This window comes from Paraburkholderia lebeckiae, assembly GCF_050436225.1.
In the GTDB taxonomy this organism is placed as follows: Bacteria; Pseudomonadota; Gammaproteobacteria; order Burkholderiales; family Burkholderiaceae; genus Paraburkholderia; species Paraburkholderia tuberum.
In genome coordinates this window covers 2,532,313-2,549,082 of the sequence record NZ_JBNDLU010000002.1, presented here as the reverse complement: position 1 = coordinate 2,549,082, position 16,770 = coordinate 2,532,313, and the positions used below count along the sequence as shown (strand labels likewise).

The following is a 16,770-nucleotide window of genomic DNA, read 5'->3' as shown; positions in this document are numbered from 1 at the left end:
AATGATGGGGAGCAGGGCGCGCCCTTGTGTCTAGAGAACCTTCTGCGCATAGTGCCAGGCGAGTTCGGCCATCGGCTTCGCGCGCCGGCCGGCGTCGAGCGCCTGCGCGCTCGATGCGGTACCGTCGACGACGCGCTTCATGATCCCTTGCAGGATCGCTGCGATGCGGAACATGTTGTAGGCCAGATAGAAATTCCAGTCGCCACGAATCTCGAAACCGGTGCGTTGGCAATAGCGCTCGACGTACCGCGCTTCATCGGGAATGCCGAGCGCGGCCCAATCGAGTCCCGCGATGCCGCGGAACTGCGCGGGGTCGACATGCCACGCCATGCAGTGGTAAGCAAAGTCGGCGAGCGGATCGCCGAGCGTCGACAGTTCCCAGTCGAGCACCGCAAGCACGCGCGGCTCGTTGCGATCGAAAATCAGGTTGTCGAGCCGGTAGTCGCCGTGCACGACCGACACGCGCTCGTTCGTTTTGGCGGGCATATGCTGTGGCAGCCATTCGATCAGCCGGTGCATCGCGTCGATCGGCTCGGTCTCGGACGCCAGATACTGCTTGCTCCAGCGGCCGATCTGGCGCGCGAAGTAATTGCCCGGCTTACCGTAGTCGGCGAGGCCGGCGGCGGCGACGTCGACACTGTGCAACGCCGCGATCACGCGATTCATTTCGTCGTAGATCGCCGCACGCTCGGTGGACGTCATGCCGGGCAGCGATTGATCCCACAGCACGCGACCTTCCACGAACTCCATCACGTAGAACGCGCGACCGATCACGCTTTCGTCCTCGCACAGCGCGAGCATGTGTGCGACCGGCACGTCGGTGTCGGCGAGCGCGTGCATCACGCGATATTCGCGTTCGATCGCATGCGCGGACGGCAGCAGCTTCGCCGCGGGCCCGGGCTTCGCGCGCATCACGTACGCGCGCGACGGCGTGATCAGCTTGAACGTGGGATTGGATTGTCCGCCCGCGAATTGCTCGAGCGTGAGCGGCCCCTCGAATCCGTCGACATGTCCGGCCAGCCACGCGGCGAGCGCGTCGTTGTCGAAGCGTTGCCGCTCGTTGACCGGGCGGGTGCCCTCGAAAGCCGAGTAGTCCTGTCTGCGTGCGGGTTCGCCGGTCTGCGTGGCTTGCGCCATGTGTCTCCTCCAGTTCGGTGTCAGCTACGCTGGTATCGGATGAATTGTGCGTAGAGCATTTCCATGGTGGTGTTGCGAACGTCGCGATGCAACGGCGACGGCGGTGAATAGTTGAGCATGCGCAGCACCCAGTCGCGCGGCGCGGCGCCGACATCGAGCGCGTTGATGCAGCCGGTCGCCTGCGACAGATGACCGAAGAATGTGCGTCCGCCGGCCGTCAGCGCGTGCGACAGGATCGCGCGATTGACGCCGCCGTGCAGCACCAGCAACGCGGTGTCCCACGACGTGTCTTCGCGCAGCGCCGTGACGGCCGGCAGCACGCGATCGAACAGCTCGCCGATCGTTTCGCCGTCGAGAAAGCGCATGCTCTCCGGCACGATGCCGTCGAACACGCCGAGAAACGCCGCCTCGATATCGCTCGGCGGAATGCCGCCGAGCCGTCCGCCGCGAATTTCTTGCCACGCGGGCTCGATTTCGGGCTCGATCTGCTGACCCGTTTCGGCAAGCACGCACCGCGCGGTTTCTATCGTGCGCGGCAAGCCGCTGACGATCACGCGGTCAAAGCGTACCTGCTGCCCGGCGAACACGCGGCCCGCCGCGCTCGCCTGCTCGCGGCCGTTCGCGTTCAGCGGCACGGTATCAGGATCGATCGCGCGGCCGGAGTCGTCGAAGTAGGTGACGTCGCCGTGACGCATCAGGAAGATGCGGCGACGTTTCGGCAGTTGGTAGTCGGGCATGTCGGGCGGCTCTCTCGTCGTTTATTTGTAGATGGGTGCGCGTTTTTCGAGGAACGCGGTGATGCCTTCGAGACCGTCGCGATGATGCAGCGACGCGACGAAGTTATCGCGCTCGGCGACCAGATGATCCGCGAGCGGCTGCGTGCCGGCCGCGGCGATCAGCCCTTTGATGCGCGCGACCGAATTGGGCGAAATCGCGCCGAGCTCGTCGGCCCACGCGAGCGCGCTATCGAGCGCGGTGCCGGCCTTGGCGAGCCGGTTGACGACGCCGAGTTCGTGCAGGCGCGCGGCGCCGATCGGCTTGGCTTCGATCAGTACCTCGGTGGCCAGCTGGCGCGGCAGCGCCTCGGCGAGAAACCACGAGCCGCCGCCGTCGGGCGTCAGGCCGACGCGTGCGTACGACATCGCGAATTTGGCGCTGTCCGCGGCGACGATCAGATCGCAGGCGAGCGCGAGCGAAAATCCGGCGCCGGCCGCCGCGCCTTCCACCGCGGCAATGACCGGCTTCGACGATAGCCGCAGTGCCGAAATCCATTGAGCGAGCATGTCGATGCTATCGGCTTGCACGGAGGGATCTTTCGCGCGATTTTCGAGCAGGCGGTTCAGATTGCCGCCCGCGCAAAAGAAGTTGTCGGCACCGGTGATCACGACGGCGCGAATCGACGGATCGCGCTCGACGGTATCGAATGCTTCGATGCCCGCGGCGTACATGTCCGGATGCAGCGCGTTGCGCGCACCGGGGTTCGACAGCGTGAGGACAAACGTGGATTCGCTGCTGGCCGGGCGTGAAGCGAGCAGGGCGGCGCTCATGATTGGGTCTCCGTTGGGATGTCGGCGGCGTCGCGTTGCGTGAGCGACAGGCCGAGTTGCGCGCGTCTTGCGAGCCACGGCGACGGACGGTAGCGCGGCTCGCCGAGCACGCTGTGCATGTTGCGCAGGATCGTGAGAATGGTGTTTGCGCCGAGCGCGTCGCCGAGCGCGAGCGCGTCCGCGCGGATAGCCGAGGCCGAGCATGACGGCGAGGTCGATGTCCTCGGGCGTCGCGATCTGCTTCTGCGCGATGTCGCAGCCGATGTTGACGATCGTCGCGACCACCCGCTGCGCGACGAAGCCGGTCGAATCGCGGATCACGGTGACGGGGATGCCGTCGGCAGCGAACAGCGCATGCGCGCTATCGCGCGCGGCGCGTGTCGTGGCCGGCGTGGTCATCAGCGTGCGGCGTTGCGCGCCGACGAGCGGGAACAGGGCATCGACCGCGACGACGCGACTCGCGTCGAGCGCTTCGTCTACCGCGGCCGTACTCGCGTCGTGGCCGAACGGTGTGACGACGATCAGCGAACCAGTGGCGGGCGTCGCGCCTTCGTCGAGCTTCGCGCCGGCTTTGCCGACCAGTTGCACGACGGCCTCATACGCGTCGCGGTAGCGTTGGCTGACCCACACGCTTTGCGGCAGCGTGGTCGGCGCGGGCGCTTCGGCGGGCACCTGCTGTTTGCCATCCACGTAGCGATAGAAACCTTCACCGCTCTTGCGGCCGAGCAGTCCGCCCGATAGCCGCGTGGCCGTGATCGGCGACGGCGTGTAACGCGGTTCTTCGTAGAACTGGTGATAGATCGACTCCATCACCGGATGCGACACGTCGAGCGCGGTCAGGTCCAGCAGCTCGAACGGCCCGAGGCGAAAGCCGGCCTGCTCGCGCATGATGCGGTCGATGTCCGCAAAGCTCGCGACGCCTTCGCCCGCCACGCGCAAGCCCTCGGTATTCATGCCGCGGCCCGCGTGATTGACGATGAAGCCCGGCATGTCCTTCGCGCGCACCGGCGTGTGGCCCATGCGGCGCGCGAGATCCATCAGCGCGTCGCCGGCTTCGGGGTCGCTTCGCAGGCCGTCGATCACTTCGACGACCTTCATCAGTGGCACTGGATTGAAGAAGTGATAGCCGACCACGCGCGACGGATCGGTGCAGCCCGCGGCAATCGCGGTGATCGACAGCGACGACGTATTCGACGCGAGGATGCAGCGGCCGCTGACCACGGTTTCGAGCTCGCGAAACAGCGCCTGCTTCACCTCGAGCTTTTCGACGATCGCCTCGATGACGAGATCGCAGCCGACCAGTTCGCTGATCGCCTGCACGCCGCTCACGTTGGCGAGCGCGGCGAGCGAGCGCGACTGCTCCAGCTTGCCTTTGGCCGTCAATTTGGCGAAAGTCTCCGCGAGATAGTCGCGCGCGGCGCCGACGGCGGCCGCGTTGGTGTCGTAGAGCCGCACGCGCAGGCCAGCGAGCGCCGCGATCTGCGCGATACCGCGGCCCATCGCACCGGTGCCGACGATGCCGATGGTCTCTATGCTGAAATTGCGAGAGTTCATTGTGATGCCCGACTCCATGGTTATTTTAGAATAGCACGATCGTGCAATTCCTTGGATGATTCGATGGAAAGCCGCTGCTTCAACCTCGACGCGCGGTGTCACGCACCATGACACAAGGAGACACCCGATGATCAAGCTGAGCGGTTTTGCGCTGTCCAACTACTACAACAAGGTCAAGTTCGTGCTGCTCGAACATGGTATCGAGTTCGAGGAGCAGTTCGTGAAGCCGAGTCAGGAAGAAGCGCTGCTCGAGCATTCGCCGCTCGGCAAGGTGCCATATCTGCAAACCGAGCACGGCGACCTCTGCGAGTCGCAGTGCATCGTCGAATATCTGGCTGCGCGTTTTCCCGACAAGCGGATCTTCTCCGCCGATCCGTGGCAGGCCGCCAAGGAACGCGAAATGATCTTCCTTGTCGATGTACATCTCGAACTGACGGTGCGCAATCTGTACAAGGAAGCGTTTTTCGGCGGCACCGTCAGCGACGCGACGAAAGGGCGCGTCGAGAAGCTGCTCACGCATCACGTCGCCGGTTTCAAACGGATCGCGAAGTTCTCGCCGTATCTGTGCGGCGAGCAATTCAGCGTGGCGGATACCGCCGGCTACGTGAACCTGCCGCTCGTCGGTATGGCGACACAGACCATTTACGGCCGCGATTTTCTGCTCGAAGCGGGGATCGACTGGAAGCGCTACGTGAAGACGATCGACCCGCGGCCGGCTGCGCGGCGCGTGACGGAGGATCGCAAGGCCTGTGTCGCGGCGTCGCGTGCGTCCTGAGGGAATGAGCGCAGTGCCATGAAGCGCGCATGGGTGCGAAGCGCACACCCGTGCCGCGCAGCGCGATGGCAAGTAACGTGGGTTCGTTCGTGGCATCGCGCAAGGCATCCTAGAGCCGCGCGAGCCGTTCGAGCGCGGTAGCGAGCGTGCCTTCCTGCTTGGCGAAGCAGAAGCGCACCACGCCCGACTCGTGCGCCTCGTGGTAGAACGCCGAGACCGGAATCGCCGCGACGCCGATTTCGCCGGTCAGCCATTGCGCGAATTCGGCTTCGGGCAGGTCGCTGATCGCCGAATAGTCGACGCACTGAAAATACGTGCCCGTGCACGGCAGGAGCCTGAAGCGCGAATTCGCGAGGCCCGCGTGGAAGAAATCGCGCTTGCGCTGATAGAACGCCGGTAGCTCCACGTACGGCGCCGGGTCCTTCATGTAATCGGCGAGGCCGATCTGCATCGGTGTGTTGACGGTGAACACGTTGAACTGGTGCACCTTGCGGAACTCGGCGGTCAGCGCGGCGGGCGCGGCCACATAGCCGACTTTCCAGCCCGTCACGTGGTAGGTCTTGCCGAAGCTCGACACGACGAAGCTGCGCTGCGCGAGTTCCGGATAACGCGCGACGCTCTCATGCGGCGCGCCGTCGTAGACCATGTGCTCGTACACCTCGTCGGACAGGATCAGCACGTTGGTGCCGCGCACGATCTCCTCGAGCTTGCGCATGTCCTGTTCGCGCCACACGGTGCCGGTCGGATTGTGCGGCGTGTTGATCATGATGAGCCGCGTCTTCGGCGTGATCGCGGCGGCGAGCTTGTCGAACCGGATCGCGTAGTCGGGTGCGTCGAGCGTGACGAAGACCGGCTTGCCGCCCGCGAGTTCGATCGACGGCAGATAGCTGTCGTAGGTCGGTTCGATCACGATGACTTCGTCGCCGGGATGGACGGTGCAAAGAATCGCGGTCAGCAACGCCTGAGTGGCCCCCGCGGTCACGGTGATTTCGCTATTGGCGTCGTAGTGGCGGCCGTACAGATTCGCGATCTTGTCCGAAATCGCCTGACGCAGCGGCAGCACACCGGCCATCGGCGGATACTGGTTGTGGCCATCGCGCATCGCGTTCGCGACCGCGTCGACGATGCGCGGATCGCAGGCGAAGTCGGGAAAGCCCTGACCCAGATTCACCGCGCCTTTTTCCGCGGCGAGCGCGCTCATCACGGTGAAAATCGTCGTGCCGACGTTCGGCAGGCGAGACGGAAACGTGGGGCTCGTGGGCGTGTCGTGCGGTGCGTTCATGGCGTCGTGGGTAGCAGGGCGATAAGGTGGGCCGATTCTCGAACTGTCGTTGCGAAGGGCGAAGCCTGATTGTAGGGAATCGCGACACGCTGTGCGCGCCGCGGGTTTCACGTTGATCGTCAGAAGCCGCCTGACGATCAACCGTCAACGTGCGCTCGGCTCAACGCGCCGCACGGACGGTCGGATTCACGCGTTGACGGGCTCGCCCCCAGCATTCTGCGCGATGCCGATTTCCGCGACGAACGGTGCCGGTTGCGCGATCCTGAAGCCGAAGTCGCGCGCGATCCGTTTCGCGAGCTTCAGCACCGCACGGTCTTTCGATACGAGCCAGTCGGCCCGCGCCGCATGCGCAAGCTCGAGAAACTTCTGATCGTCGCGATCCTTGCATTGGGGCAGCGGCCGCGCGTCGGCGGCGGACTCGGTCGGCTCACACGGCTCGACCAGTTGCGCCAGCCGCGCGACGACCGCGAGCGCAGCGGCTTTGTCGACATTGCGGTGCGCGAACTGCGGATAGTCGAGCACGTAGGTGAGTTCGGCGAGGCAGCGCGCGTCGATCAGCGCGGCGAGCGCGCCGCTTTCGAGCGCGGCGGCGATCGGCCGCGTGTGCGGGTCGTCGAATACGAGTATGTCGATCCAGACATTGGAATCGAGTACGACGCGCAACGCGCCGCTTGAGGCGAGGGAACCGGGCATTCGTTACAATCGGGCTTTCGTCTTTGACCGCCAGGCACGGCGTGCCTGCAAGCCTCTATGATAATCGTTCTGTCGCCGGCGAAATCGCTCGACTACGACACCCCGCCGCACGTCAAAAAGCACACGATCCCCGATTTCGTCGATGACGCCGCCGAACTGATCAGCGGCCTGCGCCGTTTGTCGCCGCAACAGATCGCTTCGCTGATGAGCATTTCCGATCAGCTCGCGCACCTCAATTTTCAGCGTTACGCGGATTGGTCGCCGCAATTCGGCACGCACAACGCCAAGCAGGCGGTGCTCGCTTTCAACGGCGACGTGTACGAAGGTTTCGATGCGAAGACGTTGTCGTCGGCCGATCTGGACTATGCGCAGAATCACGTGCGGGTGCTGTCGGGCCTCTACGGCCTGCTGCGTCCGCTCGATCTGCTGCAGCCGTACCGGCTCGAAATGGGCACGCGTTTCGCCAACCCGCGCGGCAAGGACCTGTACGCGTTCTGGGGCGAGCGGATCACGCACGCGTTGAACGCGCAGTTGAAGAAGAATGCGGCCACCTCGCGCGTGCTGGTCAATTGCGCATCGGGCGAATACTTCAAGTCGGTCAAGCCGAAGCTGCTCGACGCGCCGGTCGTCACGCCGGTGTTCGAGGACTGGAAGGGCGGCCGCTACAAGATCATCAGCTTCCATGCAAAACGCGCGCGCGGCTTGATGGCGCGCTTCGCGGTGGAAAATCGCCTCGATCGTCCCGAGCAGTTGAAGGACTTCGAGACCGAAGGCTACGCGTTCAGTGCCGAAGCCTCGAACGACTCCACTTTCGTATTTCGCCGCCGCGTTGCGGAATAAGCGTGCCGCTGCGCTAAAAAGGCAGCGTGAATTCAGGCAGGGAAGACTCCGATGACGTTATCTATTACGAGCAATTTCGACGCAGGCGCAGTTGATGTGTTGTCCTGCGAGGACGCCGGCAATATTCGCCTGCGCGTACGGCCCGACAGCCACGCCGAGTTCGCGCAGTGGTTCTATTTCCGCCTGTCGGGCGCGGCGGGCGAGCGCTGCGTGATGACCTTCGAGAACGCCGCCGCGTGCGCGTTCGCGGAGGGCTGGCGCGACTATCGGGCGGTCGCGAGCTATGACCGCGTGAACTGGTTTCGCGTGCCGACGTCGTACGACGGCCGCGTGCTGACGATCGACCATACGCCCGATTTCGACAGCATCTACTACGCGTACTTCGAACCGTACAGCGAGGAGCGTCATGCCGAGTTTCTCGGCGCCGTGCAGCAGATGCCGCACGCGTCGCTGACCGAGCTCGGCAAGACAGTCGAAGGGCGACCGATTTCGCTGCTCACGCTCGGCACCCCGCCAGCCAACGATGCCGCCAACGCCGCGCCCAAAAAGAACATCTGGCTGATTGCCCGGCAGCATCCGGGCGAGACGATGGCCGAATGGTTCATCGAGGGGTTCGTGAAGCGCCTCGTCGGTTGGGGCGATTGGGCGGGCGACCCGGTCGCGCGCAAGCTGTACGATCATGCGGTGTTTCACATCGTGCCGAACATGAATCCGGACGGCAGCGTGCGCGGCAATCTGCGCACCAACGCGGCCGGCGCGAACCTGAATCGCGAATGGATGGAGCCGGACGCCGCGCGCAGTCCCGAGGTGCTGGTGGTGCGCGACGCGATTCATGCGATAGGCTGCGACCTGTTCTTCGATATTCATGGCGACGAGGCATTGCCGTATGTGTTCGTCGCGGGCTCCGAAATGTTGCCGGGCTTCACCGAGCGGCAGGGGCGCGAGCAGAAGGCGTTCATCGAGGCGTTCACGCACGCGAGTCCGGATTTTCAGGACAAGTATGGCTATGCGGCGAGCAAGTATCGCGAGGATGCGTTGAAGCTCGCGTCGAAGTACATCGGCAATGAATTCGGCTGTCTGTCGTTGACGTTGGAAATGCCATTCAAGGACAACGCAAATCTGCCCGACGAGCGGGTCGGCTGGAACGGCGAGCGCAGCGCATCGCTTGGCGCCGCGATGTTGCAAGCGATCCTGCGACACCTGGAGACATTCGCCTGAAGAAGCGGGCGGATGGACACAAAAAACGAGGCACGCACGGCAAAAGTGCGCGCCTCGTTTTTTATTGGGGCGACTGACCGGACGGTGGCGCGGCCCGATCGGCGCCAGATGTCATTGGCTCTTCTTCTTCGAGCTCTTGTTTGCCGATTTGCTCGACGTCGTGCGCGACGATTGGCCGGAGCCTGTCTTCGACGACTTCTTCGACGTCTTGCCGCCGACCGCGTGCTTGCCTTTGCCGCCTTTGTGCTTGCCCGATCCCGCGCTATGCGCGCGGTTTGGCGGTACTGGATCGTTCCAGCTGAACGCGAGCATCTGCGAGCCGACGTAGCCACAGCGAAATTTCAGATCGGCCGGCTCGCCCGAGTTGTCCTGGCGCACGCCGACGCCCTCGACGGTGACGATGCTGTCCACCTTGACGCGCTGCTTGCCTTCGTCGAACGAGTCGTTCCATGGCGTGACCGACGAGTGCGCACTGTCGAACGAACTGGACGGGAATTCGACGTGGTCGAAAGCGGTCGACGTGCTCGCGACGAAGTCGCCATGCGCGGCGCAGTCCGCGACGAGCGGATCCGCGTGCATTTCGGTGATAAATCTTTTGACGAGGTCATTGTGCTGTTCGAGCTGATCAGCGAATGCGGGAGCCGCGCAGATGAGGGAGAGACTCGCTGCGCAGGCTGCCAACCGGCCGATCACCCGCAGCAACCGGCTCGGTACATTGGTGCGATCCATCTAGTTCTTTAGACGCAAATGGGAGATGAGGCAAATAAGATGCCCCGCGCAAGGGTTGAGTTCAATGTTGCTGCAAATATTCTGCCCTGTCCTGATGGAGGCGCCCGGAAAGTCTCCGGTGACGAGGCGCTGATTATCACAGATGCGCCGCACGCGACGTCAAAGCGCGCATCCTCAGATGCGCGGGCCGCCCAGACGATAGCGCCGCACGTCGTAGGTGGTCACCCATGCGGGACGGTAGACCGCGATCAGCGCGGTCGCCATGCCAGTGAACCATGCTTCGCCGGTGGCGAGCAGCAGCACGCTGAGCGGGTAGCCGATCGGCACCACGGCCATCGAACCGCCAGACACCATGACATGGATGCCGAGCGCTGCCGCGGCCGTCAACGACACGGCAATGGCGGGCGAAACGAAGCCCTGGCCGAAGATGAACATGAAAAGATTGCGCGGTAGCCACGCGGTGCAGATGCGCTGGAGCAAGGTCGAGATGGCGACGGGCAGGGCTCCGTATACGAGGAACGTCAGCGCGATGCCCTGCCACGGCGCATCGAAGACGACGGCGGCCAGCCCCGCGACCACGGCCATCGCGATCAGGGCGAGCCCCCAGTCGAACAGCGTGACAACGAGCGTGGCGCCGAGCAGGTGCATCACGGTGCCGTCGTCGAGCCAAGCGTTGCTCGCCCACAGCACCGACACCGCGACGATTATCGCGAGCCAGACATGCTGGAGCGTGCCGTCCTGAAGTCTTTTGAAAGGTTTTTTCCACAGCGCGAGCGCGATCACCATCGCAGTGGCAATCCAGCCACCGACAGCGACCCAAAACGGAAGCGGTGTGTAGAGGAAACCCATGTGTCTCATATTACTCGTTGGACGACAAAAGGTGTGAGCGGATTCCATGCCAGCCCACCCTCGACGCTGCGCGGATGCGGACGTTCCAACCCATGCGCGCGGCGTGCCCCGCGCCTCGCGTCATGTGGAACCCGGCCCGACCGACTTCGGCGCGGGCCGGCCGTCTGGGGCCTCACCGTACGACGTGGCGGGCTCCGCGGCCATCGGTAGCGCGCTGCTGGTGTCGCTGCCCGGCAACGAATACTGGAAGTGCGCACGTGTGCGGCGCCGGAGCGGAACCGGGCCAGGCTGCCCGCGTATGACCGGCCGAGCGCTGTGCTCGCCGTTGTTGCGCAGCACTTGCAAATGATTCGTGAGCCATCCGTTGTAAAGCGCGACCGCGGCGGCGCGATTGGGCGCACCAAGTTGCTGGAATATGCTCGTCAGGTGGATCTTGACCGTACCTTCGCTAATGCCGAGCGTGCGCGCGATCATCTTGTTGGTGCTGCCCATGTGCACGCAGCGCATGATCTGCTCCTGCCGCGGTGACAGCCCGCCCGAGAGTTTGTTGCGGCGGGGCGGCGGACTTTCTTCGTCGAACGTACGGATCGCGGTGTCGGTCGGCAGCGGCGGATCGATCGCCAGCGCGCCGGGCGGCACGTAGTGACCTCCGAGCAGCACCATTTCCAATGCGCGCACGATCAGGCAGGGATCGGTGTCGCGTGGAACAACGCCGAGCACACCTTCGTCCATCAGCGCGCGCACGAGCGCGGGCAAAGTCCCGTCGGTGAGCACGCTGATGCGCAGGTCCGGAAAGTGGCTGAGCAACGCGCGCACCTGCGCAACCGACATCCAGTCCTCCCAGTCGATCACGACGAGATCAGGCCGATAACGCTTGAACGGACGTTCGAGCAGACGCCATTCATCGGCTTCTGTGAAGCGCGCCAGCCGGTCGATCTGCCGCAGCAAGGCTTTGAGTCCATCACGTCGTTCTGCGTTTGAATTGAGAATCGCGAAGCGCATGCATGTCTCCAGATGTATCGGGCGAAATGGCGCGACGCATCTGTGGGACTCGTGGAGCTGACTCGATCACGGCGATGCGTCACCGTGCCTATGATGACAAATTCCGTCCGTTTTGACGGCTGTCCAAAAGGCATAAGAAATGCGGACAATCAACAAAAAAGCCCCGTACATACGGGGCTTTTTTTGCGATAAGGCCGTGATTTCGACTTCGGTGTCAATGGAAATGGGGTTGCGCGGGCTCGGCGTCTTCGGGCATTTCCGCGTGGACGATTTCGCCGAGCGGGTCCGCATACAGCGGCACGCCGCAGTCGTCGCAATATTCCGGCTCGAAGCGGCCCGCGTGGCGGCGCACATCCGTGATGCCAGTTTCCTTGAGCAGCGCGACGATTTCCTCGAGCGGTTCGTCCGAGCCGGTGATTTCCTCCGGCTCCTCGTCGATGCCCGCCTCGCCGTTTTCGCGGCCGTAGAGTGGCCACACGACACCGTAGATCACATCGTTGCTCCCCTTGCGCGTGAAGCCGACGCGGTACTCGTCGATGCGCCGTTCGCCGAAGCCGGCGACCACCGCGCGCAGATCCTGCGGCGCCGCGCCAATAGTGTCGAAAAGATAACGCACGGCGGTACGCACGGTGTGCGGACGCACACTTTCATCGGCGTCGCGGCACGCCGAGTAGTACGCATCCGGCAGCAGACATTCGAATTCGCAGCCCGGCAGCACGACCGACAGATTCGCGCCGCCTTGCTTGGCCCATTGCTCGAGACATTGGCCGCGCTCGATGCGAGTGCCGTGCTCTTCTTCCTGCCAGCGGAACGTCGCGTCGCCGACGGGCGCGGCGACTACGGCGAGCAGAAAGCGCGGGTCCGCCAGAATCGGCGAGGTCTCCGGCAATTCGCCGAAATTGAGCTTCGCGTTGCCGCCGCTGACCGCGGCTTGCGCAAGTTGCTGGGCGATGCGCCACGTTTCGACGTGATGGCGCGGCAACTGGTCGATGCTGTACAGGAACGGAGCCATTGCCACGCGCGTGTTGGCGGCGAGCACGTGCGCTTGCAAGTGTGCGCGCAGGGCGTCGGCGGCGTCGGACTTGAGCGGACCGGACGGAATCACGTAGCGGGTCCAGGCGAGCACGGGCGCGGCGATCAGCAGCGCTTCATAAGACACGCCTTCATGTTCGATCACGAACGATTCGCTGTGCGTTTCCGCCATGTCGGCCAGCGCGCCGTAGGCATCCGGATGGTTTTGCTGCAGATGGTCGAGCGCGGCGTCCAGCGTAGTCTGGTTGGCGTTGCGCACGACCTTGGTCAGCAGCGCGTCGAGCTTCGCTTCCCAGAAGCGATCTTCGGTACGGCTGCCCGACGCGAAAAGCGCGAGCGAGAGACCGACGAGCTTGTCGGCGTCGGGAGGGAGACGTTTGGCGATTCGCGAGCGCATAAATCCAGAAAAAATGGGGGCACGGAACCTTATATTGTAGTCTTTTCCAGGCAGCTATATGTATTGGTCAGCAATCTCCGGGCAATTTGAGCCCTTTCATCTCAAAAATGCGGTCGCCACCGGCACAGTCGCAAGCGACTCGCAACAGCCTGGCCGGATGGTATAAGACACCCCGGACGCCCGACTCGCTTCTATACTGACGGCGTCCAGCGGGCGCCTGACGGGCGTGCGTCATGTCATTGCCACGGTCTGGCGCAACAGGAGATCCATCGTGAAATCTGACCAACTGATCGAGCGACTTGCTGCGGTATTCGCATTGATTGTGCTCGTGGGTGGGTCGTTGCTGGTACTGGCGCCCTTTACGACCGCGCTGCTGTGGGGCGCCATCCTCAGCTACAGTTCCTGGGGACTCTACCGGCGACTCACTGGCGTGGTCGGCGGGCGGCGCAAGCTGGCCGCGACCTTGATCGTGCTGATTATTCTGGTCGTGGTGCTCGGGCCGTTCGTCTATGCAGGTTTCGCGTTCGGCGCGCATGTTCACGACATCGTTGCGCTGGTGCAAAGACTTTTCGAGTCGGGGTTGCCCGATCTGCCGCCGTGGGTGCAGCGGATCCCGCTGGTTGGTTCGAGCATCGAGGCCTTTTGGGAGCGCTTGACCAGCAGCAATTCCGAGTTGATCGCGCAATTGCGCACGCTCGCCGCGCCGGCTGGGAAGTGGATTCTGGCGGCGGCGCTTGCGGTGACGCATGGGCTGGGGCTGCTGGCGTTGAGCATCGTGCTCGCGTTCTTCTTTTATACCGGTGGCGAGGGGGCGGCCGCCTGGCTGAACGCCGGCATGCGTCGGGTAGCCGGTGAGCGCGCCGAGTATCTGCTGGCGCTGGCGGGCAGCACGGTGAAGGGGGTGGTCTACGGGATTCTTGGTACGGCCCTCGTACAGGCGGTTCTCGCGGGATTCGGTTTCTGGATGGCGGGCGTACCGGCGCCGGCGCTGCTCGGGCTCGTGACGTTTTTTCTGTCGGTGGTGCCGGGCGGTCCGGTCATTGTCTGGTTGCCGGCAGCGATCTGGCTGTATCAGGGCGGGTCGACTGGATGGGCGATTTTTGTGGTCATATGGGGCCTGCTGGTAGTCGGCATGGCCGACAACGTCATCAAGCCGATCCTGATTGGCAAGAACAGTGACATGCCGTTGATTCTGGTGATGCTCGGCATCCTCGGGGGCGCGTTTGCGTTTGGTTTTCTTGGTGTTTTCATCGGCCCAACGTTGCTGGCGGTCGCTTATACCGTGCTGCATGATTGGACGATCGGCGCATCCGCCGCCCAGACGCTGGCGCCCGAAGTGAAAACACCAGCGATAGACGATCCGGGCCGTATGGAAAAGACCCCCTAAGGAAAACCCTAGGATTGCGCTTGCAAGTTCTGGCTGCGGCGACTAGAATTCTGCTCTTTCGTGCTCCGGACGCCGGGGTGCGGAGAAGCGGGAAGCCTTTGATGGCGAGGGTTTCAGCGGGGTGGGCAGGTTAAGCGGGTGATAAAACCTGTTGACGATCCGGCGGAAGTTCTCCATAATCCCGTTTCTCTGCTGCAGACGCAGCGACGCAAACGAAGCAGTGCCGGGCAGGAGTGGTTCAGGCGCGGCGGGTTTTGGCGGACCGATCTTTAAAAACTAACAGCCGATAAGTGTGGGCGCTTGATGCGGAATGCGGCGGCGGATTCTCCGGAGTCTGCTGCCAGGCAGAAGTATCAGCAGCCTCACACAGTATTAGAGGAAGGTTTGTCTGTCGGAAGGCGGACTGATCATCGTCAGTACGTTGAGTGAGCGACCGGGTTCGAGAGAGCCCGAAAACAGTAACAGGTTTGAACTGAAGAGTTTGATCCTGGCTCAGATTGAACGCTGGCGGCATGCCTTACACATGCAAGTCGAACGGCAGCACGGACTCCGGTCTGGTGGCGAGTGGCGAACGGGTGAGTAATACATCGGAACGTGTCCTGGAGTGGGGGATAGCCCGGCGAAAGCCGGATTAATACCGCATACGCTCGGGAGAGGAAAGCGGGGGATCTTTCGGGACCTCGCGCTCAAGGGGCGGCCGATGGCAGATTAGGTAGTTGGTGGGGTAAAGGCCTACCAAGCCGACGATCTGTAGCTGGTCTGAGAGGACGACCAGCCACACTGGGACTGAGACACGGCCCAGACTCCTACGGGAGGCAGCAGTGGGGAATTTTGGACAATGGGCGCAAGCCTGATCCAGCAATGCCGCGTGTGTGAAGAAGGCCTTCGGGTTGTAAAGCACTTTTGTCCGGAAAGAAAACCTCGTGGCTAATATCCGTGAGGGATGACGGTACCGGAAGAATAAGCACCGGCTAACTACGTGCCAGCAGCCGCGGTAATACGTAGGGTGCGAGCGTTAATCGGAATTACTGGGCGTAAAGCGTGCGCAGGCGGTGCTGTAAGACCGATGTGAAATCCCCGGGCTTAACCTGGGAACTGCATTGGTGACTGCAGCGCTGGAGTATGGCAGAGGGGGGTGGAATTCCACGTGTAGCAGTGAAATGCGTAGAGATGTGGAGGAACACCGATGGCGAAGGCAGCCCCCTGGGCCAATACTGACGCTCATGCACGAAAGCGTGGGGAGCAAACAGGATTAGATACCCTGGTAGTCCACGCCCTAAACGATGTCAACTGGTTGTCGGGCCTTCATTGGCTTGGTAACGTAGCTAACGCGTGAAGTTGACCGCCTGGGGAGTACGGTCGCAAGATTAAAACTCAAAGGAATTGACGGGGACCCGCACAAGCGGTGGATGATGTGGATTAATTCGATGCAACGCGAAAAACCTTACCTACCCTTGACATGTATGGAATCCTGCCGAGAGGCGGGAGTGCCCGAAAGGGAGCCATAACACAGGTGCTGCATGGCTGTCGTCAGCTCGTGTCGTGAGATGTTGGGTTAAGTCCCGCAACGAGCGCAACCCTTGTCCCTAGTTGCTACGCAAGAGCACTCCAGGGAGACTGCCGGTGACAAACCGGAGGAAGGTGGGGATGACGTCAAGTCCTCATGGCCCTTATGGGTAGGGCTTCACACGTCATACAATGGTCGGAACAGAGGGTTGCCAAGCCGCGAGGTGGAGCCAATCCCAGAAAACCGATCGTAGTCCGGATCGCACTCTGCAACTCGGGTGCGTGAAGCTGGAATCGCTAGTAATCGCGGATCAGCATGCCGCGGTGAATACGTTCCCGGGTCTTGTACACACCGCCCGTCACACCATGGGAGTGGGTTTTACCAGAAGTGGCTAGTCTAACCGCAAGGAGGACGGTCACCACGGTAGGATTCATGACTGGGGTGAAGTCGTAACAAGGTAGCCGTATCGGAAGGTGCGGCTGGATCACCTCCTTTCCAGAGCTATGCATTCATTGCACTCAAGTGCTCACGCTTATCGGCTGTGGTTAATGGCAGCAACGCAGACAGACAGCAGGGGTCTGTAGCTCAGCCGGTTAGAGCACCGTCTTGATAAGGCGGGGGTCGATGGTTCGAATCCATCCAGACCCACCAGTGTCGTGTCGGGTGAGCTGAAGGGCTGGGGCCGCTGGAATGGCTGTGGGACTGGGGGATTAGCTCAGCTGGGAGAGCACCTGCTTTGCAAGCAGGGGGTCGTCGGTTCGATCCCGTCATCCTCCACCAATCCTCAATGCGCAGTGTTCTGCCTGCAGGCAGAGCGTTGC

The 16,770-nt window shown here is 62.9% G+C and carries 13 protein-coding genes, 2 tRNA genes, 1 rRNA gene and 1 pseudogene; 7 read left to right on the top strand and 10 right to left on the bottom strand.

Annotation, left to right across the window (positions count from 1 at the left end; translation table 11 throughout):
- Positions 1-30: 30 nt before the first annotated feature.
- The 4 genes and pseudogenes from OKW45_RS26310 to OKW45_RS26295 form a co-directional block, all read right to left on the bottom strand.
- Complete coding sequence (locus tag OKW45_RS26310) at positions 31-1,137, bottom strand: phosphotransferase (RefSeq protein WP_429471991.1); 1,107 nt, start codon at positions 1,135-1,137, stop codon at positions 31-33.
- A 20-nt stretch (positions 1,138-1,157) separates the two neighbouring features.
- The gene (locus tag OKW45_RS26305) at positions 1,158-1,874 is read right to left on the bottom strand and encodes a histidine phosphatase family protein (protein ID WP_018420035.1); all 717 of its coding nucleotides are present in this window, start codon (positions 1,872-1,874) and stop codon (positions 1,158-1,160) included.
- A gap of 21 nt (positions 1,875-1,895) precedes the next feature.
- Entirely contained in the window at positions 1,896-2,684 is a 789-nt protein-coding gene (locus OKW45_RS26300) for an oxepin-CoA hydrolase, alternative type (RefSeq protein ID WP_429471989.1), read from the bottom strand.
- A pseudogene (locus OKW45_RS26295) lies at positions 2,681-4,238 on the bottom strand (3-hydroxyacyl-CoA dehydrogenase). Before OKW45_RS26295 ends, OKW45_RS26300 begins: the two are co-directional and overlap by 4 nt.
- Positions 4,239-4,365: 127 nt before the next feature.
- Here OKW45_RS26295 and OKW45_RS26290 point away from each other — a divergent pair.
- Positions 4,366-5,013, top strand: coding sequence for a glutathione S-transferase family protein (locus tag OKW45_RS26290; RefSeq protein ID WP_429471986.1), 648 nt, complete (start codon positions 4,366-4,368; stop codon positions 5,011-5,013).
- Positions 5,014-5,122: 109 nt separating this feature from the next.
- On the opposite strand, the gene OKW45_RS26285 is transcribed toward OKW45_RS26290, so the two are convergent.
- Together OKW45_RS26285 and OKW45_RS26280 are read right to left on the bottom strand one after the other, a co-directional pair.
- A complete protein-coding gene (locus tag OKW45_RS26285; RefSeq protein ID WP_018420039.1) occupies positions 5,123-6,295 on the bottom strand; it encodes a pyridoxal phosphate-dependent aminotransferase in 1,173 nt (390 codons plus the stop codon).
- Positions 6,296-6,481: 186 nt separating this feature from the next.
- Positions 6,482-6,988: a putative toxin-antitoxin system toxin component, PIN family gene (locus tag OKW45_RS26280; protein WP_026225706.1), complete on the bottom strand. Its 507-nt coding sequence runs from the start codon at positions 6,986-6,988 to the stop codon at positions 6,482-6,484.
- A 57-nt stretch (positions 6,989-7,045) separates the two neighbouring features.
- On the opposite strand from OKW45_RS26280, the gene yaaA reads away from it, so the two are divergent.
- Positions 7,046-7,828, top strand: coding sequence for a peroxide stress protein YaaA (gene yaaA, locus OKW45_RS26275; protein ID WP_429471984.1), 783 nt, complete (start codon positions 7,046-7,048; stop codon positions 7,826-7,828).
- 51 nt (positions 7,829-7,879) lie between these two features.
- Positions 7,880-9,046 carry a M14 family metallopeptidase gene (locus OKW45_RS26270; protein WP_429471982.1) on the top strand — a complete coding sequence of 389 codons (1,167 nt, stop codon included), beginning with the start codon at positions 7,880-7,882 and terminating at the stop codon, positions 9,044-9,046.
- 111 nt (positions 9,047-9,157) lie between these two features.
- On the opposite strand, the gene OKW45_RS26265 is transcribed toward OKW45_RS26270, so the two are convergent.
- The 4 genes from OKW45_RS26265 to OKW45_RS26250 form a co-directional block, all read right to left on the bottom strand.
- Entirely contained in the window at positions 9,158-9,775 is a 618-nt protein-coding gene (locus tag OKW45_RS26265; RefSeq protein ID WP_018420043.1) for a BspC domain-containing protein, read from the bottom strand.
- A gap of 174 nt (positions 9,776-9,949) precedes the next feature.
- Complete coding sequence (locus OKW45_RS26260) at positions 9,950-10,624, bottom strand: energy-coupling factor ABC transporter permease (protein WP_018420044.1); 675 nt, start codon at positions 10,622-10,624, stop codon at positions 9,950-9,952.
- A 120-nt stretch (positions 10,625-10,744) separates the two neighbouring features.
- The gene (locus OKW45_RS26255) at positions 10,745-11,626 is read right to left on the bottom strand and encodes a response regulator transcription factor (protein WP_018420045.1); all 882 of its coding nucleotides are present in this window, start codon (positions 11,624-11,626) and stop codon (positions 10,745-10,747) included.
- Between the two features lie 214 nt (positions 11,627-11,840).
- Complete coding sequence (locus OKW45_RS26250) at positions 11,841-13,055, bottom strand: DUF2863 family protein (protein ID WP_018420046.1); 1,215 nt, start codon at positions 13,053-13,055, stop codon at positions 11,841-11,843.
- A 271-nt stretch (positions 13,056-13,326) separates the two neighbouring features.
- Here OKW45_RS26250 and OKW45_RS26245 point away from each other — a divergent pair, with 271 nt between their 5' ends.
- The 4 genes from OKW45_RS26245 to OKW45_RS26230 all read left to right on the top strand — a co-directional run bounded on the left by OKW45_RS26245 (position 13,327) and on the right by OKW45_RS26230 (position 16,729).
- Complete coding sequence (locus OKW45_RS26245) at positions 13,327-14,442, top strand: AI-2E family transporter (protein ID WP_018420047.1); 1,116 nt, start codon at positions 13,327-13,329, stop codon at positions 14,440-14,442.
- Positions 14,443-14,911: 469 nt separating this feature from the next.
- Positions 14,912-16,444: ribosomal RNA gene (locus OKW45_RS26240) — 16S ribosomal RNA — on the top strand.
- Positions 16,445-16,523: 79 nt separating this feature from the next.
- Positions 16,524-16,600: transfer RNA gene (locus tag OKW45_RS26235), tRNA-Ile, on the top strand.
- A 53-nt stretch (positions 16,601-16,653) separates the two neighbouring features.
- Positions 16,654-16,729, top strand: a tRNA-Ala gene (locus OKW45_RS26230).
- Positions 16,730-16,770: the final 41 nt, after the last annotated feature.